The sequence below is a fragment of the Acidovorax sp. T1 genome (assembly GCF_002176815.1).
In the GTDB taxonomy this organism is placed as follows: domain Bacteria; phylum Pseudomonadota; class Gammaproteobacteria; order Burkholderiales; family Burkholderiaceae_C; genus Acidovorax.
Genome location: NZ_CP021648.1, coordinates 2,693,896 through 2,712,083 on the forward strand (window position 1 = coordinate 2,693,896; position 18,188 = coordinate 2,712,083).

The 18,188-nt window shown below is 63.7% G+C and carries 17 protein-coding genes and 1 riboswitch; of the genes, 13 read left to right on the top strand and 4 right to left on the bottom strand.

Features of this window, described 5'->3' with window-relative positions; genetic code table 11:
• Positions 1–57: 57 nt before the first annotated feature.
• From CCX87_RS12740 to CCX87_RS12750, 3 genes are read right to left on the bottom strand one after another with little or no spacing between them, the layout of a single operon-like run.
• Positions 58–645, bottom strand: a complete 588-nt coding sequence (locus CCX87_RS12740; RefSeq protein ID WP_087746752.1) for a hypothetical protein — start codon at positions 643–645, stop codon at positions 58–60.
• 22 nt (positions 646–667) lie between these two features.
• The gene (locus CCX87_RS12745) at positions 668–1,771 is read right to left on the bottom strand and encodes an HpcH/HpaI aldolase/citrate lyase family protein (RefSeq protein WP_087746754.1); all 1,104 of its coding nucleotides are present in this window, start codon (positions 1,769–1,771) and stop codon (positions 668–670) included.
• Between the two features lie 4 nt (positions 1,772–1,775).
• Complete coding sequence (locus tag CCX87_RS12750) at positions 1,776–2,762, bottom strand: malate dehydrogenase (protein WP_087746756.1); 987 nt, start codon at positions 2,760–2,762, stop codon at positions 1,776–1,778.
• A 217-nt stretch (positions 2,763–2,979) separates the two neighbouring features.
• Here CCX87_RS12750 and CCX87_RS12755 point away from each other — a divergent pair, with 217 nt between their 5' ends.
• From CCX87_RS12755 to rnk, 13 genes are all read left to right on the top strand, one after another.
• Entirely contained in the window at positions 2,980–3,768 is a 789-nt protein-coding gene (locus CCX87_RS12755) for a GntR family transcriptional regulator (RefSeq protein WP_087746758.1), read from the top strand.
• 135 nt (positions 3,769–3,903) lie between these two features.
• Entirely contained in the window at positions 3,904–4,338 is a 435-nt protein-coding gene (gene sdhC, locus CCX87_RS12760; RefSeq protein WP_087746761.1) for a succinate dehydrogenase, cytochrome b556 subunit, read from the top strand.
• A 56-nt stretch (positions 4,339–4,394) separates the two neighbouring features.
• On the top strand, positions 4,395–4,760 hold the full coding sequence (gene sdhD, locus CCX87_RS12765) for a succinate dehydrogenase, hydrophobic membrane anchor protein (RefSeq protein WP_087748318.1): 366 nt from the start codon (positions 4,395–4,397) through the stop codon (positions 4,758–4,760).
• A gap of 25 nt (positions 4,761–4,785) precedes the next feature.
• Complete coding sequence (gene sdhA, locus CCX87_RS12770) at positions 4,786–6,594, top strand: succinate dehydrogenase flavoprotein subunit (protein ID WP_087746764.1); 1,809 nt, start codon at positions 4,786–4,788, stop codon at positions 6,592–6,594.
• 20 nt (positions 6,595–6,614) lie between these two features.
• Positions 6,615–7,319 carry a succinate dehydrogenase iron-sulfur subunit gene (locus CCX87_RS12775; protein ID WP_087746766.1) on the top strand — a complete coding sequence of 235 codons (705 nt, stop codon included), beginning with the start codon at positions 6,615–6,617 and terminating at the stop codon, positions 7,317–7,319.
• A gap of 15 nt (positions 7,320–7,334) precedes the next feature.
• Entirely contained in the window at positions 7,335–7,649 is a 315-nt protein-coding gene (locus CCX87_RS12780) for an FAD assembly factor SdhE (RefSeq protein WP_087746768.1), read from the top strand.
• 61 nt (positions 7,650–7,710) lie between these two features.
• On the top strand, positions 7,711–9,021 hold the full coding sequence (gltA, locus tag CCX87_RS12785; RefSeq protein WP_087746770.1) for a citrate synthase: 1,311 nt from the start codon (positions 7,711–7,713) through the stop codon (positions 9,019–9,021).
• 127 nt (positions 9,022–9,148) lie between these two features.
• Entirely contained in the window at positions 9,149–10,255 is a 1,107-nt protein-coding gene (locus CCX87_RS12790; protein ID WP_087746773.1) for an S-(hydroxymethyl)glutathione dehydrogenase/class III alcohol dehydrogenase, read from the top strand.
• Between the two features lie 58 nt (positions 10,256–10,313).
• The gene (gene fghA / locus CCX87_RS12795) at positions 10,314–11,174 is read left to right on the top strand and encodes an S-formylglutathione hydrolase (RefSeq protein WP_087746775.1); all 861 of its coding nucleotides are present in this window, start codon (positions 10,314–10,316) and stop codon (positions 11,172–11,174) included.
• Between the two features lie 41 nt (positions 11,175–11,215).
• Positions 11,216–12,925: a phosphoethanolamine transferase gene (locus tag CCX87_RS12800; RefSeq protein ID WP_087746777.1), complete on the top strand. Its 1,710-nt coding sequence runs from the start codon at positions 11,216–11,218 to the stop codon at positions 12,923–12,925.
• A 192-nt stretch (positions 12,926–13,117) separates the two neighbouring features.
• Positions 13,118–13,212: riboswitch (glycine riboswitch) on the top strand.
• Positions 13,213–13,374: 162 nt separating this feature from the next.
• On the top strand, positions 13,375–14,646 hold the full coding sequence (locus CCX87_RS12805) for a D-amino acid dehydrogenase (RefSeq protein WP_087746779.1): 1,272 nt from the start codon (positions 13,375–13,377) through the stop codon (positions 14,644–14,646).
• Between the two features lie 92 nt (positions 14,647–14,738).
• A complete protein-coding gene (locus CCX87_RS12810; RefSeq protein ID WP_087746781.1) occupies positions 14,739–16,136 on the top strand; it encodes an alanine/glycine:cation symporter family protein in 1,398 nt (465 codons plus the stop codon).
• Between the two features lie 217 nt (positions 16,137–16,353).
• Positions 16,354–16,767, top strand: coding sequence for a nucleoside diphosphate kinase regulator (gene rnk / locus CCX87_RS12815; protein ID WP_087746783.1), 414 nt, complete (start codon positions 16,354–16,356; stop codon positions 16,765–16,767).
• Positions 16,768–16,983: 216 nt separating this feature from the next.
• Here rnk and CCX87_RS12820 read toward each other — a convergent pair whose 3' ends face one another.
• On the bottom strand, positions 16,984–18,117 hold the full coding sequence (locus tag CCX87_RS12820; RefSeq protein WP_087746785.1) for an acyltransferase family protein: 1,134 nt from the start codon (positions 18,115–18,117) through the stop codon (positions 16,984–16,986).
• Positions 18,118–18,188: the final 71 nt, after the last annotated feature.

An 18,188-nucleotide genomic window follows, 5' to 3' on the forward strand; every position in this document is an offset into this window, starting at 1 on the left:
GGTTGCGTTCTATAAAGTGGGTCAGGTGCGTGCCGGAAACCGGGCGCACCGCAATCGTTATTGCTTGGCGACGGGCAGGGGTTCGAGCACGCTGGGGGGCGGGTTCTTCTTGAGGGATTCGGCCACCAGGTTTTGCTCGGGGCTCATGCATTCATCGGCCAGGCGCTGGCCGCGCTTTTGGTCCATGAGCATGGACTTGTTGGCAATCTGCAGCCAGACCGCGCCGCCCTTCTGGTCTTCCAGACGCACCGCGCCGGTGGAGGTTTCAACCGGCGCCATGCGGTACTTGAAGCCCTTGCCTTCCACATCGAAGTGGCCGGGCGAGGCGGGGTCGGCTTTCAGGGTGACGTGGGCACCGAGCTCGCAGGCAATGCGGCCTACATGCACGCGTTGGGCAATGGCCAATTCGGCAGGCGAAAGTGCGGCCTCGGCGGCCATGATGCCCGCAGCCACCTGACCGGTGGCAGACCTGAGCTGGGTGCGGCTGCTTGGAGGCTCTGCCTTGGCGGTCTTGGCGGTCTTGGCTTTGGCTGGTGCCTTGGCGGTTGCCTTGGCAGCCGGTTTGGCTGCAGGCTGTGCGGGTGTCTGGGCCAGCGCAAAGGCGGGCGCCAGCAGCATCAGGGCAGAGGCGATAAAGGTTTTCATCAGAGATCCTGCAGGTAAATGTTCAGGGACAGGCTTGTTCAGGGACAGGGGGCACAGAAGGGGCGAACCACGGGCCCACGGCCGCAGGCAAAGTGCGCCCGGTGCTGTGCGCACGCTCCAGCAACTGCCAGTAATAGCGGTAACTGGCACGGTCATGCAAGGTGCCGTCAAAACTGATGGGAGCCCAATCAGCGTCTGCGGCAGCAGCTATTATTTTTGATGCAACTTCAATGTCATCCTGCGTGGGCGCAAAGGCCTCGAGGATGGGTCGGATCTGCGCCGGGTGGATGCTCCACATGCGCGTGTAGCCAAACTCGCGGGCAGCGCGGCTGGCTGCGGCCTGCATGGCCGCCATGTCGCTGAATTCGGTCACTACGCAGTGCGAAGGCACCTTGCCATGGGCATGGCAGGCGGAGGCGATTTCCAGCTTGGCACGCACCACCAGCGGGTGCGAGAACTGCCCCGACGAGGTCATGGCCGATGCGGGAATGGCGCCGCCATGGGCCGACACAAAATCCATCAGCCCAAAGCTCAGGCTTTGCACCAGCGGGTGCGCGGCGATCTCGAAGGCTCGGTGCACCGCAGCCGGGGATTCGATCAGCACCTGCAGGGGCAGATGCCCGGCCGATGCGCGTTGCAGGGCTTTTTCGGCCTGTATCACGTCATCCACCGACTCGACCTTGGGCAGCATGATGTGGGTAAGCCGATGACCGGCTTCCCCGGCAATGGTGGCCACATCGTTGGTAAATGCGGGGTGGTCCACGGGGTGCACCCGCGCACCCACGCGCGCCGCCGGGGCGGCATCGCGCGCCAGGGCAGCCACCAGGGCCGCGTGCGCTGCTTCGTCACCCACCGGGGCACCGTCTTCGCAATCGAGCGTGACGTCAAAGACGCACGCGCCGAACTCCTCGGTCATCTGGGCCTGCAATTGCAGGCTCTTGCGCATGCGTGCCGGGGCACCGCTGTAATGGTCGCACACCGGCAAGGTGGCGGAAGCCGCCTGGGCGCCTAGCAGCACCTCGCGCGGGTGGGCTCGCCCGCCCGCGCTGTTCACGCCAAAGGCTGCGCCGCCCTGGGGAAGGGAGGCACTGCCCGAGGGTGGTTCTGCGCGGCGCACAACGCTCATGGCATCAGAGCAGGTGCTTGACGCCGTCTTGCTCGCCTTGCAGTTCGGCCAGCGTGATGTTGATGCGCTCTTGCGAGAACGCGTCGATTTCCAGGCCTTCAACGATCTTGTACTCGCCGTTTTCGCAGGTGACGGGGAAGCCGAACATCGTGTCCTTGGGAATACCGTACTGGCCGTCCGAAGGAATACCCATGGTGACCCACTTGCCGTTGGTGCCCAGGGCCCAGTCACGCATGTGGTCGATGGCAGCGTTGGCAGCCGAGGCAGCCGACGACAGTCCACGGGCTTCGATGATCGCCGCGCCGCGCTTGCCCACCGTGGGCAGGAACACGTTGGCATTCCATTCCTGATCGTTGATCATCTTGGCAACGCTTTCGCCGTTGATGGTGGCGAAGCGGTAGTCGGCGTACATGGTGGGCGAATGGTTGCCCCAGACGGTCAGCTTTTCGATGTCGGCCACGGCCTTGCCGGTCTTGGCAGCGATCTGGCTGGCGGCGCGGTTGTGGTCCAGGCGCAGCATGGCGGTGAAGTTCTTGCGCGGCAGATCCGGCGCGCTCTTCATGGCGATGTAGGCGTTGGTGTTGGCGGGGTTGCCCACCACCAGCACCTTCACATCGCGGCTGGCCACGGCGTTCAGGGCCTTGCCTTGTGCGGTGAAGATGGCGCCGTTGACGGCCAGCAGCTCGGCGCGTTCCATGCCGGGGCCACGGGGGCGCGAACCCACCAGCAGGGCGTAGTCGGCATCCTTGAAGGCGGTCATCGGGTCGCTGTGGGCGGTCATCTCCACGAGCAGCGGGAAAGCGCAGTCATCGAGTTCCATCATCACGCCCTTGAGCGCTTTTTGCGGGCCTTCCACGGGCACTTCAAGCAGTTGCAGGATGACGGGCTGGTCCTTGCCCAGCATTTCGCCCGAGGCGATGCGGAACAGCAGGGCGTAACCGATTTGACCAGCAGCGCCGGTAACGGCAACACGGACGGGCTTCTTGCTCATGGTGAAAACTCCAGGAAATGGGAAAACAGGAATAGGTGAAATGCAAGCACCAGCGCCTGTTACCAGCAGCCCGTGCCCCGCAAAAACAGCCTTGGAGTGTACCGCCGATTGCTGCGACAGGTCAATTTGTCTTATGTCTTATATAAGATATGATCGAGCCCAGCCATCAGCGCGCGAGACTGCTTCGCGCAGCCGCTCCACCCTATTTTTCTTCGCCATGTCTTCGCTTCCGCTCCCCGTTGACGCGCCCGCGCCACCTCTCGGTGGTGCGGGCGCGGCGACACCGGCATTCAGCCCGCTGTACCAGCAGATCAAGGCGCTGATCCTGCAGAGCCTGCAGCAGGGCGAATGGAAGCCTGGCGAAGCCATTCCCAGCGAAATGGAACTGGCGGCGCGGTTTCGCGTGAGCCAGGGCACGGTGCGCAAGGCCATTGACGAGCTGGCGGCCGAAAACCTCGTGGTGCGCCGCCAGGGCAAGGGCACTTTCGTGGCCACCCATGCCGAGCAGCATGTGCAATACCGCTTCCTGAAGCTCTTGCCCGACAGCGGCGACGCCCGCGAAGAAGGCCCGGCACAACGCACCGTGCTGGAATGCCGGCGCGTGCGCGCCAGCGCCGATGTGGCGCGCGCCCTGGCGCTGCGCAGCGGCGACCCGGTGGTGCATGCGCGGCGCATCCTGTCGTTTGCGGGCGAGCCCACCATTCTTGAAGACATCTGGCTGCCCGGCCAGGCCTTCAAGGGCCTGACGGCCGGGCAGATGGCCACCTACCAGGGCCCGACCTATGCCATGTTTGAACTCGACTTTGGCGTGCGCATGGTGCGGGCCGAAGAAAAAATCCGTGCCGTGCTGCCCGATGGCGAGCAGGCGCAGCTTTTGCACACCACCGCCAGCACCCCCCTGCTGAGCGTAGAGCGCATCGCCTACACCTACAACGATGTTCCCATGGAGTTACGACGAGGCCTTTACCGCACCGACACCCACCACTACCACAATGAATTGAGCTGACAACACGCTGGCACTTGAACAGAAACATCAAAATATTGCAGCAGGGGAATACCCCACTTGTTGCGTTGCAATAGAATTTTGCGTTCTTTGCACCGTCAAATTACAAAGTAGTTACATCCACGAAAGCACCCCGCCATGACAGAGCTTGCCAAAAAACGGCCTGAATTCCGCAACATCAACGCCTTCAAGGACCTCACCACCTACCGCATGGCACCTGCAGCATGGGTATCCATCCTGCACCGTGCCAGCGGCGTGATCATGTTCCTGCTGCTGCCGTTCATCCTCTGGATGTTTGACACGTCCGTGTCGTCCGAATTTTCTTTCGCGAAATTCAAGGCCGTCTTCAATATTGGCGTCGGCTTTGTGCCCGGCTGGTTCTTCAAGCTCCTGGCACTGGCGCTGATCTGGTCGTATCTGCACCACTTCACCGCAGGTCTGCGCCATCTGTGGATGGACATCAGCCACGACGCCGTGACCAAGGAGTTCGGCAAGACTTCGGCCATTGCCACGCTGGCGATCAGCATTGCGCTGACGCTGGTGCTGGGCGCGAAGCTGTTCGGTTTGTATTGAGTAACACAGCGGTTTCCGCCTTGGGCGGGGCCGCGCAAGCACCAAAGGAAAACACCATGTCCGTCAATTACGGCTCCAAGCGCATCGTTGTGGGCGCCCACTATGGTCTGCGTGACTGGCTCAGCCAGCGTGTGACCGCGGCCCTCATGGCCCTGTTCACCATCGCCCTGCTCGCGCAGCTGGTCTTCACCCAAGGCCCCATCGGCTACGACGTGTGGGCCGGCATTTTCTCTGCCCAGTGGATGAAGGTTCTGACCTTCTCCATCATCGTCGCACTGGCCTGGCATGTCTGGGTGGGCGTGCGCGACATTTTCATGGATTACATCCAGCCCGTGGGCCTGCGCCTGGTGCTGCAGATTTTCACCATCGTCTGGCTGGTCGGCTGTGCCGGCTGGGGCATCCAGGTTCTGTGGCGTCTCTGATTCCCGCGACTGAAGGCAAAAAACAATGAGCTACACCAACGCTAACATTACCAAGCGCAAATTTGACGTCGTCATCATCGGTGCCGGCGGCTCCGGCATGCGCGCCGCGCTTGAACTCTCCCGCGCCGGCCTGAACGTGGCCTCGCTGTCCAAGGTGTTCCCCACCCGCAGCCACACTGTGGCAGCACAAGGCGGCGTTTCGGCCTCGCTGGGCAACATGAGCGAGGACAACTGGCACTACCACTTCTACGACACCATCAAGGGCTCCGACTGGCTGGGCGACCAGGACGCCATCGAGTTCATGTGCCGCGAAGCACCGAAGGTGGTGTATGAGCTTGAACACTTCGGCATGCCGTTCGACCGCAACCCTGACGGCACAATCTACCAGCGCCCCTTTGGCGGCCACACCGCCAACTACGGTGAAAAGCCCGTGCAGCGCGCCTGCGCCGCCGCCGACCGCACCGGCCACGCCATGCTGCACACGCTGTACCAGCAGAATGTCAAGGCCAAGACCAACTTCTTCGTCGAGTGGATGGCCCTGGACCTGATCCGCGATGCCGAGGGCGACGTGGTCGGCGTGACAGCGCTGGAAATGGAAACCGGCGACCTGTACATCCTGGAAGCCAAGACCGTGCTGCTGGCCACCGGCGGTGCCGGGCGCATCTTCGCGGCATCCACCAACGCCTTCATCAACACCGGTGACGGCCTGGGCATGGCGGCACGTGCTGGCATTGCGCTGCAGGACATGGAATTCTGGCAATTCCACCCCACTGGCGTGGCCGGTGCCGGTGTGCTGCTGACCGAAGGCTGCCGCGGCGAAGGCGCCATCTTGCTCAACAGCAACGGAGAGCGCTTCATGGAGCGCTATGCGCCCACCCTGAAGGATCTGGCACCCCGCGATTTCGTCTCGCGTTCGATGGACCAGGAAATCAAGGAAGGCCGTGGCTGTGGTCCGAACAAGGACTATGTGATGCTCAAGCTCAGCCACCTGGGTGCGGACACCATCCACAAGCGCCTGCCGTCGGTGTATGAAATTGGTGTCAACTTCGCCAACGTGGACATCACCAAGGAAGACATCCCCGTGGTGCCCACCATCCACTACCAAATGGGCGGCGTGCCCACCAACATCAACGGCCAGGTGATCACCCAGGCCAACGGCATCAACAACGCCGTGGTGAACGGTCTTTATGCCGTGGGCGAATGCGCCTGCGTGAGCGTGCACGGCGCCAACCGCCTGGGCACCAACTCGCTGCTGGACCTGCTGGTGTTCGGCAAGGCTGCTGGCCGCCACATCGTCGAGTTCAACAACAAGAACAAGGAGCACAAGCCCCTGCCCAAGGATGCGGCCGACCGCACCCTGGAACGCCTGAACCAGCTCGACAAGTCCAGCGACGGTATCTACGCGCAAAACCTGGCCGGCGACATCCGCTCCACCATGCAGCAGCACGCGGGCGTGTTCCGCACCCAGGCCAGCATGGACGAAGGCGTCAAGAAAGTCGCTGAAATCCGCACCCGCGTGGCTGGGGTCACGCTCAAGGACAAGTCCAAGGTGTTCAATACCGCGCGCATCGAGGCGCTGGAAGTGGACAACCTGATCGAAGTGGCCCAGGCCACCATGGTGTCGGCCGCAGCCCGCAAGGAGTGCCGTGGCGCACACACCGTGTACGACTATGAGCACCCCGCCGACCACGCCGATTTCCCGCTGGGCCGCAACGACAAGGAATGGCTCAAGCACACGCTGTGGTACAGCGAAGGCAGCCGCCTCGACTACAAGCCCGTCAACCTCAAGCCTTTGACGGTGGACAGCGTTCCTCCGAAGGTCCGTACGTTCTAAATCGTCACGAGAGAAGAAACATGCAAAAACGCACATTCCAAATCTACCGCTACGATCCGGACAGGGATGCCAAGCCCTACATGCAGACCATCGAGATCGAACTCGACGGCCACGAGCGCATGTTGCTGGACGCGCTGATCAAGCTCAAGGAACAGGATCCCACACTGTCGTTCCGCCGCTCCTGCCGTGAAGGCGTCTGCGGTTCGGACGCCATGAACATCAATGGCAAGAACGGCCTGGCCTGCCTGACCAACATGAACACGCTCAAGGGCACCATCGTGCTCAAGCCGCTGCCGGGCCTGCCCGTGATCCGCGACCTGATCGTGGATATGACGCAGTTCTTCAAGCAATACAACTCGATCAAGCCCTACCTGATCAATGAAGAACTGGCGCCCGACCGTGAGCGCCTGCAGTCGCCCGAAGAGCGCGAAGAACTCAACGGCCTGTACGAGTGCATCCTGTGCGCCAGCTGCTCCACATCCTGCCCCAGTTTCTGGTGGAACCCCGACAAGTTCGTGGGTCCCGCCGGTCTGCTGCAGGCTTACCGCTTCATCGCCGACAGCCGCGATGACGCCACGGGCGCGCGCCTGGACAACCTCGAAGACCCCTACCGCCTGTTCCGCTGCCACACCATCATGAACTGCGTAGACGTGTGCCCCAAAGGTCTGAACCCCACGCGCGCCATCGGCAAGATCAAGGAACTGATGGTGCGTCGCGCCATCTGAAGCGAGCGCAAAGCCATGGGTGAAACGTCCACCATCGCCAGCGCAGCAGCCTCACCGCTGCTGGACGAGCGCGCACTGAGCAAGCTGCACTGGCGCTGCAGGAGGGGGCTGCTGGAGAACGACCTGTTCATCGAGCAGTTTTTCACCCGTTTTGAGCCCCAGCTGACCCAACGCCACGCCGACGGCCTGATGGCCCTCATGGACCTGGCGGACAACGACCTGCTGGACCTGTTGCTGCGCCGGCGCGAGCCACAGGCCCCGCTGGACACACCTCAAGTGCACGAAGTGCTCAGCATGCTGCGGCAAGGTGGCAGCACCGCGGTGCAATAGTGCCCCGACACTGAATCGATAGCCCCAGACCGGATCTCGGAAACCCCAAAGGAAAGTAACAATGAAGCTAGCTGACAACAAAGCCACCCTGTCGTTCAGTAACGGCAGCCCCAGCGTGGAAATGCCGGTCTACCAGGGCAGCATTGGCCCGGACGTCATCGATATCCGCAAGCTGTACGCTCAAACCGGCATGTTCACCTACGACCCCGGTTTCCTGTCCACGGCGTCGTGCCAGTCCGCCATCACCTACATCGATGGCGACAAGGGCGAGTTGCTGTACCGCGGCTACCCCATCGAGCAACTGGCCACGCAGTGCGACTACCTGGACACCTGCTACCTGCTGCTCAAGGGCGAGCTGCCCAACGCCTCCCAGCGCGGTGACTTCCACAAGCTGGTGCTCGACCACACCATGGTCAACGAGCAGCTGCAGTTCTTCCTGCGCGGTTTCCGCCGTGACGCGCACCCCATGGCGGTGCTCACGGGCCTGGTGGGTGCCATGTCGGCCTTCTACCATGACAGCACCGACATCAACAACCCGCAGCACCGCGACATCGCCGCGATCCGCCTGATCGCCAAGATGCCCACGCTGGTCGCCATGGCCTACAAGTACGGCGTCGGCCAGCCTTACATGTACCCTCGCAACGATCTGTCGTACTCCGGCAACTTCCTGCGCATGATGTTCGGCACGCCCTGCGAAGACTACAAGGTCAACCCGGTGCTCGAGCGCGCCCTGGACCGCATCTTCATCCTGCACGCCGACCACGAGCAAAACGCCTCGACCTCCACGGTGCGCCTGTGCGGCTCGTCGGGCACCAACCCGTTTGCCGCCATCTCCGCTGGGGTGGCCTGCCTGTGGGGCCCTGCCCACGGTGGTGCCAATGAAGCCTGCCTGAACATGCTGGAAGACATCCAGCGCCAGGGCGGCGTGGCCAAGGTGGGCGAGTTCATGGAGAAGGTCAAGGACAAGAACTCCGGCGTGAAGCTGATGGGCTTTGGCCACCGCGTCTACAAGAACTACGACCCCCGCGCCAAGCTCATGCAGGAAACCTGCAACGAAGTGCTCAAGGAGCTGGGCTTGGAAAACGATCCGCTGTTCAAGCTGGCCAAGGAACTGGAAAAGATCGCCCTCGAAGACGACTACTTCGTCTCGCGCAAGCTCTATCCGAACGTGGACTTCTACTCCGGCATCGTGCAGCGCGCCATGGGCATCCCGGTCAACCTGTTCACCGGCATCTTCGCGCTGGCCCGCACCGTCGGCTGGATTGCCCAGCTCAACGAAATGATCAGCGACCCCGAGTACAAGATCGGCCGCCCACGCCAGCTGTTCACCGGCTCGGTGCGCCGCGATGTGCCGCCCCTGACGGCCCGTTGATCGGCGGCGCGCCCAGCGCGCCCCGCAGCCCCAAAGCCCGCCGCACCCCGGCGGGCTTTTTTCTGCCCGTTACCAACCCGCGCCGGTGCCCGTATAGTGCTGCGACACTGTTACCTGAGGATCCCCCATGAAAACCAAAGCCGCCGTCGCCTGGCAAGCAGGCCAGCCCCTGACCATTGAAACCGTGGACCTCGACGGCCCCAGATTCGGCGAAGTGCTGGTCGAGATCAAGGCCACCGGCATCTGCCACACCGACTACTACACGCTCTCGGGCGCCGACCCGGAAGGCATCTTCCCGGCCATCCTGGGCCATGAAGGCGCGGGCATCGTGGTGGACGTGGGGCCGGGCGTCACCACGCTCAAGAAGGGCGACCATGTCATTCCGCTGTACACCCCCGAATGCCGCCAGTGCAAGTTCTGCCTGTCGCGCAAGACCAACCTGTGCCAGCTGATCCGCGGCACACAGGGCAAGGGCCTGATGCCCGACGCCACCAGCCGCTTCAGCCTGGATGGCAAGCCGATATTTCACTACATGGGCACCAGCACCTTCAGCAACTACACGGTGGCACCCGAGATTTCGCTGGCCAAGATCCGCGAGGATGCACCCTTTGACAAGGTCTGCTACATCGGTTGCGGCGTCACCACCGGCATCGGCGCGGTGATCTTCACCGCCAAGGTCGAGGCCGGCGCCAACGTGGTGGTATTCGGCCTGGGCGGCATCGGCCTGAACGTGATCCAAGGCGCCAAGATGGTGGGCGCCGACAAGATCATCGGCGTGGACATCAACCCCGCCCGCCAGGAGATGGCGCGCAAGTTCGGCATGACGCACTTCATCAACCCGAAAGAGGTGGACAACGTCGTGGACGCCATCGTGCAGCTCACCGATGGCGGCGCCGACTACAGCTTCGAGTGCATCGGCAACACCACCGTGATGCGCCAGGCGCTCGAATGCACCCACAAGGGCTGGGGCCGCAGCATCATCATCGGTGTGGCCGAGGCCGGCGCCGAAATCAGCACCCGCCCCTTCCAGCTGGTCACCGGCCGCAAATGGGAAGGCTCGGCCTTTGGTGGCGCGCGCGGCCGCACCGATGTGCCCAAAATCGTGGACTGGTACATGGAGGGCAAGATCAACATCGACGACCTGATCACCCACACCATGCCGCTCGAAGACATCAACAAGGGGTTCGACCTGATGAAGCGCGGCGAGTCCATCCGCGGCGTGGTCATTTATTGATAAAACTGTGCTCTAGCGCTTTATCCATAAGCGCTAGCAGCTATCAAATTTGATATTCATGACATTCACCGCCCTAGAACTGATCAGCGAACACGCCTGCTTTGGCGGCGTGCAGCGCTTTTACAAACACAGCTCGTCCGAAATCGGCCTGCCAATGCGTTTTGGCCTGTATCTACCACCCCAGGCCCTAGCCGGGCAGAACGTGCCGTTGCTCACCTACCTGGCCGGCCTGACCTGCACGGAGGAAACCTTTGCCATCAAGGCCGGTGCGCAGCGCCTGGCGGCGCAATGGGGGCTGGCCATCCTCACCCCCGACACCAGCCCGCGCGGCGCGGGCATTCTGGGTGAAAGCAACCACTGGGAGTTCGGCGTGGGCGCCGGCTTCTATCTGGACGCCACCGAGGCGCCCTGGGCCGGCCATTGGTGCATGGAGAGCTACCTCATCAAGGAGTTGCTGCCCGCCGTGGCGGTGCAGTTTTCCCTCGACGACCAGCGCCTGGGCCTGTTCGGGCATTCGATGGGCGGGCACGGTGCGCTCACGCTCGCCTTGCGGCACCCCGGCTTTTTCCGCAGCGTGTCGGCCTTTGCGCCCATTTGCGCGCCCACCCAGTGCCCGTGGGGGCACAACGCTTTCACGGGGTATCTGGGGCAGGATGAAAGCACCTGGGGCGCACATGATGCGAGTGTGCTGATGGGCCAGCAAGGCAGAGCACCGTATCCGCAAGGCATCCTGATTGACCAGGGCCTGGCCGACCCGTTTCTGACCACGCAGCTGCACCCACACCTGTTCGAAAGCGCATGTGCCCAGGTCGGGCAGCCGCTCACGCTCCGCCGCCATGCAGGCTACGACCATGGCTACTATTTCATCCAGACCTTCCTGGGTGACCATTTGCAGCACCATGCAACTGCGCCGGCCTGAACATTAATGCCCAGTTAAGCAGCTCGACAGACAATCAACCCATGCCTTTGTTTTTGCAGCGCCTACAGCGCCTTGTGCTTGGCCGCCGCGCCGTTGCCCACCCTACCCATCCGTCCCGCGACATCCACCCCGCGTGGGTCGTGGTGCTGGCCAGCGCCTGGCTGGCCACCGCCTGCAACGTGCCGCTGTGGCGTGAAGTGGCGGCGCTGCCGGGCCAGGGCACGCTGCGCGGCTGGGGCTTTGCGCTGGCTTTTGCGGTGATTGTGGCGGCAGGCAATGCCGCCCTGCTCAGTGTGCTGGCCTGGCGCTGGACGCTCAAGCCCGCCATCACCGTGATGCTGCTCATGGCCGCTTTCGGTGCCTATTTCATGCTTGCCTATGGCATTGCCATCGACGCAAGCATGCTGGTCAACGTCATGCAGACCGATGCGAAAGAGGCCGGCGACCTGCTCAACTGGCGCATGCTGGCCACCGTGCTGGCGCTCACGGCCCCGCCGCTGCTTTGGCTGTACCGCCGCCCGGTGCGCCGCATGCATGCCTTTCGCCACATGGCCCACAACGGCGCCCTGCTGGTGGGTTCGATCGTGGTCATCGTGGTCTGCCTGCTGCTGGTGTTCCAGGACTTCGCCTCCACCATGCGCAACCACACCAAGCTGCGCTACCTGATCAATCCGCTCAACAGCGTGTACGCCCTGGGCAACATCGCCACCAAGCCGCTGCGGCTGGACACCAGCACGCTGATGCCGCTGGGCCGCGACGCCCAGCTGGGCGCCAGCTATGCAGGCCAGCAAAAGCCGCCCCTGCTGGTGCTGGTGCTGGGCGAAACCGGCCGCAGCGTGAACTTCGGGCTCAACGGCTACAACCGGCCCACCACGCCCCTGCTGTCGGCCCGCACCGACCTCGCCACCGCGCGCAATGCCTGGTCGTGCGGCACCAGTACCGCCGCATCGGTGCCGTGCATGTTTTCTCACCTGGGGCGCGACGGCTTCGAAGCGCGCAAGGCCAATTACGAAAGCCTGATCGACGTGCTGCACCACGCGGGCCTGGCCGTGCTTTGGCTGGACAACCAGGCCGGCTGCAAGGGCGTGTGCGAGCGTGTCGGGCAAGTGCATACCACCGCACTGAAAGACCCAACGCTGTGCCCCGACGGTGAGTGCCTGGACCCCATCATGCTCCAGGACCTGGACCAGCGCCTGGCCAACCTGCCCGCCGAGCAGCGCAGCCGCGGCACTGTGGTGGTGATGCACCAGATGGGCAGCCACGGGCCCGCCTACTTCAAGCGCTCTGCAGCGGCGCTGAAGAAGTTCCAGCCCGAATGCACCTCCACCGCCCTGCAAGAATGCACACAAGCGCAGGTGGTGAACGCCTACGATAACAGCATCGTGCAAACCGACCAGTTTCTCGATTCAGTGATCAATTGGCTCTCAGCCCAATCGGAGAAAGCGCAAACAGCTATGATTTATGTAGCAGATCATGGAGAATCGCTGGGCGAGAACAACATCTACCTGCATGGCCTGCCCTATTCCATCGCACCTGACGTGCAAAAGCATGTGCCCTGGATCACCTGGCTGTCTCCCGCCATGCAGGCGCGCAGCGGCGTCTCCACCCCCTGCCTGCAAAAAGACCTGGCCGAGCGGCGCATCACGCACGATGGTTACTTTCACTCGGTGCTGGGCCTGATGGATGTGCAGACCACCGCCTACCAGCCGGGCCAGGACATTTACGCCACCTGCCGCCAGCGCCACATCTGAGCACACCCGGCTGCTGCGCAGAACCGTTGGCGCACCAGATCAGACCACAGCCCCGGCCCCGCATGCAACCCACCAGACCGCGCACGTCTCGTTGGCTCTGAAACCGTGCATTTTTTGCGCCCATGGCGGGTATTTACGGAGAACGCATTGGCACGCTTTGTGCATCATCGCTTCAGTCCTTGGCCTTGCGCCAAGATCTGATCGGGAGAGACCGCTGGCATGCTGCCTGCGGCGCCGAAGGAGCAACCGCCCCGGAAACTCTCAGGCAAAAGGACCGATCAGCTCAAAGGAACTCTGAAGAGCTGCCGGTCTTCGTCAGACGGCACACCGCAGGAGCAAGCGCGCCCGGCAACGGGACGTGAATCTCTCAGGTCCTAAACAGAGGGGGCGTGCGTTGCGCATGGTGCGCAGCGTGCCACGTCACCACGACCTGTTGGAAGCCTGTCATCATGAAATCCATCGCAATCATCGGCGGCGGCATCACCGGTGTCACCACCGCCTATGCCCTGGCCCAGCGCGGCTTTGCCGTCACCTTGTTCGAAAAACACCGCTATGCGGCCATGGAAACGTCGTTCGCCAACGGCGGCCAGCTGTCGGCGTCCAACGCCGAGGTCTGGACCCACTGGTCGACCATCATCAAGGGCCTGAAGTGGATGCTCAAGGGCGATGCACCGCTGCTGGTCAACCCCAAGCCCAGCTGGCACAAGCTGTCGTGGTTTGCCGAATTCATCGGCAACATTGCGCACTACCGGCAAAACACCATCGAGACCGCCCGCCTGGCCGTCGCTGCGCGCGAGCACCTGTTTGCCTGGGCCGATGCCGAAAGCGTGGACTTCGACCTGAAAAAGCAAGGCATCCTGCACATCTACCGCGACAAGAAAGGCTTTGACCACGCCGGCGAGGTGTCCAAACTGCTGGCCGCTGGCGGCCTGCCACGCCGCCCGGTCACGCCGGCCGAGATGCGCGCCATCGAGCCCACGCTGGCCGGCAGTTACTACGGCGGCTACTTCACCGAGAGCGACGCCACCGGCGACATCCACAAGTTCACCGTCGGCCTGGCCGCGGCCATCGAGCGCCTGGGCGTGCGCTGCCTGTACGGGCAAAACGTGCTGTCCCTGCGCAGCGACGGCAAGACCGCCAGCGTCACCGTGGGCGAGGCTGACGCCCCCCAAACCCACCGCTTCGATGGCCTGGTGGTGTGCGCTGGCGTGACCAGCCGCGACTTTGCCACCCAGCTCGGCGACCGTGTCAACATCTACCCGGTCAAGGGCTATTCGATCACCGTCAACCTGCGGGACGCGCAAAGCCAGCAGGCCGCCCCCACCGTGAGCCTGCTCGATGACGAAACCAAGCTGGTCACCAGCCGCCTGGGGCTTGACCGCCTGCGCGTGGCCGGCACGGCCGAGTTCAACGGCTGCAACAAGGACATCCGCGCCGACCGCATTGCGCCCCTGGTGGACTGGGTGCACCAGTGCTTTCCTGGCGTGAGCACGCAACAGGTCGTGCCCTGGGCCGGCCTGCGCCCAATGATGCCCAGCATGATGCCGCGCGTGGGACGCGGGCGCAGTGCCAATGTCTTCTACAACACCGGTCACGGCCACCTCGGCTGGACGCTGTCGGCCGTCACCGCCGACATGGTGGCTGGCGTGATCGTGCAGGCCTGTGGTGCCCACGCACCCGCCGCTGGCACGCCATCCGTCCTGCAGTCTCGGCATTGCTGAGGCTTGCCGCCGTGCCCGGCGGTGCCCGGCGCCGATGGTTTTCCCCCTGCTTATCGACCTCCCCCAACCCTGTTTCCGAAGGAAACTGATTTATGCAATCCCTGCACATGTTTTTTGAATGGCTCAACGGGCTGGTCTGGGGCGTTCCGATGATCACCCTGATCCTGGGCACGGGCCTTTACCTGCAGGTGCGTCTGGGCTTCATGCCCCTTCGCAAGATCATTTACGGCTTTCGCATGATCGGGCAAAGCCGGCAACCCGGCAACGCTGGCGACGGCGAGATCTCGCCGTTCGCCGCCTTGATGACGGCGCTGTCCGCCACCGTGGGCACGGGCAACATCGCCGGGGTTGCCGCAGCCATCGCCATCGGCGGCCCAGGCGCCCTGTTCTGGATGTGGATGACCGCTTTCGTCGGCATGGCCACGAAATACGCCGAGGTGGTGCTGGCGGTGAAATACCGCGAGGTGGACGAGCGCGGCGAGCATGTAGGCGGGCCGATGTACGCCATCAAGAACGGTCTGGGCAAGCGCTGGCGCTGGCTGGCGACGGTCTTTGCGGTGTTTGGCGGCCTGGCCGGTTTTGGCATTGGCAACATGGTGCAGGCCAACGGCATCGCCAGCGCCATGCACAACGCCTTTGGCGTGGAGACCTGGATCACCGGCCTGGCGCTGACCCTGCTGACCGGCGCCGTGGTACTGGGCGGAATCAAGCGCATCGGCGCAGTGGCCGAGCGCCTGGTGCCGGCCATGTGCATCGGCTACATCGCCTGCGTGGCCGTGATCCTGGTGGTATTTGCCGATCGCATTCCCGGCGCCTTCGCGCTGATCCTGCACCACGCCTTCAACCCGGTGGCGGCCACCGGCGGCTTTGTCGGCGCCTCGGTCATGCTGGCACTGCAAAAAGGTGTTGCGCGCGGCATTTTCTCCAACGAAGCGGGCCTGGGCACCGCAGGCATCGCCCAGGCGGCGGGCGCCACGCGCGATCCGGTGTTCTCGGGCCTTATCGGCATGATGGGCACCTTCATCGACACCATCATCGTGTGCACTTGCACCGGTCTGGCCATCATCGTCAGCGGCGTGTGGGACTCGGGCCAGACCGGCGCCATCCTGAGCGCCGCGGCCTTTGAAACAGCCATGCCCGGCATGGGCAAGTACCTGCTGGCGGGGTCGCTGGCCGTGTTCGCCTTCACCACCATCCTGGGCTGGGCCTACTACGGCGAAAAATGCTGGGCCTACCTGTTCGGCACCGTGACCGAAAAGCCGTTTCGCCTGCTGTGGACGCTGGCGGTGTTTCCGGGCGCCGTGCTGAGCCTGGACTTTGCCTGGCTGGTGGCCGACACGCTCAACGCGCTGATGGCGATTCCGAACCTGATCTCGCTGCTGCTGCTCAGCCCGGTGATCGTGCGCCTGACCCGGGAGTACTTTGCCAACCATGGCCGTGCAGGCGCTCCCATGCCAACTGGCAAAACATCGAACCCGGTCAAGACCTGAGAGGCTGAGACGGGCCCGACAGGACGGGTCACCGGGAGGGCGACAGAGCGGATCGGCCGGATCCGCATCGCCCCTCATCACGGCAGGAATGCACCGTTTCTCGACTTTATTCGCAGCAACAAACCCAGAAACGGTGCCTTTTTTGACCACGCGGCGCAGTGCGAGATTCGCGATCCACTACAGTCCCGGCCTTTACAACCAGCTGTCGAGATACGCCATGGCGAAAAAACCCCAGATCACCCTGTCCTCCCTGGACCTGGACCGCATTGAAGCACTGCTGGCGGTGATTCCGGCCAGCGTCTTTCCGGGCAAGGCCGATCTGCAGGCAGAGCTGGACCGCGCCGACGTGGTGGCGCCCGAGGAGATCCCTCCCAATGTGGTGACCATGAACTCCACCGTGCAGTTCACGATCCAGGAGACCGGCAAGGAGTTTTGCCTGACGCTGGTGTACCCGCGCGACATGGACGGCAGCGCCGACCGCATCTCGATCTTTGCGCCCGTGGGCAGCGCGCTGCTCGGCCTGTCGGTGGGCGATGAACTGGCCTGGCCCGGGCCAGGTGGCAAATCGATGACAGTGCGCGTGAAAAGCATCGTCTACCAACCCGAAAGCGCGGGCGAGTTGCACCGCTGACCCGCCGGGCGGTCGCGCACCCCAGGTGCCACACCAAGGCCAAGGCGTGTGGCGTCAGAGGCTGAGAGTTTTTCGGCCGTGCCCGAAAGGCGCGTCAAAACGCGCCGGGTCTAGGCGCAAAACACAGCCATAGCGCGGGCTATGGCGAGTATTTGCAACGACGAGCCGGTGTGTTTTGGCGTGCAAGGCGGGCATGGATGAAAGACTCTCAGCCTCTCAGGCCCACTGGCTGGTGGTCACCGCCACCAGCATGCCGGTGCCCACCAGCCCGGCCTGCCAGCGCAGCGCCGTGGTCCAGGTCGGAACGTGGCGCTCCACCCGCTCATACAGCAGCCGCCCGGCCATCAGCGAAAGTACAAACGCCGCCAGCATGCCCAGGGCATTCCACACAGGCGCTTGCGGCCAGAGGTGGCTGACCACGGCATTGACCAGCAGGCACACCGGAAAGTGCACCAGAAACACCGAGTACGACATCTGACCGAGCCGCACCACGGGTGCGAACCCCTGCCATTGCCGCCAGCGGGATGAGCGCAGCGCCCAGGCCAGCGCCAACGCCGTCACCAGCGCCACGGCAATGCGCGCGCGGAAATCCAGCACCAGGGCGGCGGCACCCAGCACGGCGATGGCGGCCAGCCACCCGCCAGCACGCGGGGCCTGCACCGCCCAGTAAGCCATCATGCCCAGCCCATAGGACCCAAAGAAATACAGGGCCCACATATCGAGTTCCGGCTCGCGGTTGAACACCAGCAAGGAGGCCGCCGTGCCGGCAACCACCAGCGCACGCCCCAACCAGGCGGCATGGCGCACACACACCGCGCCACGCCCCTCGCCACACACCGACCGCACCAGCGCCAGCAGCAGCACGGAGCACACAAAAAGCTGGAAGTCGATGGCGACATACCACACGCCCGCCGACAGGGCCTCTTCGCCCACGATGTCCTGCAGCAGCAGCGCATTGGCCACCAGCTGGGCCAGATCGGGCGCATCGGGCACCGAGGGGTGATCCATCCAGCTGCGCGCCAGCGCCGCCACCACCACGGCCAGCACCAGTGCCACGGCATAAGGCACCACCAGCCGCACGAAGCGCCGTGCGATCTGCTGGCTGGCGCTGTCAAACCGTGCCAGCCCCTGGGGCGCCAGGCTGGCCGCCGCGAGATAGCCGCCGAGCACCAGAAAGATCTGCACGGCCATGCGCCCATAGTCGTAAAGCCATGCCATCAGCCCCGGCGCCAGCGGCTGCGCGATGTCGGACATGGGGCCATAAAAAGCGAGGTGGTGCCACACGATGGTGGCGCAGGCAATGCCCTTGACCATGTCGATCAGCGGCGTGCGGGAGTGAGGAGATGTCATGCAGCAAAAAGATACGGCGGCTCAGTGCCCGCCAAGTGGCGGCGCCAAAAAACCTTCAATTGTCGTCGGAT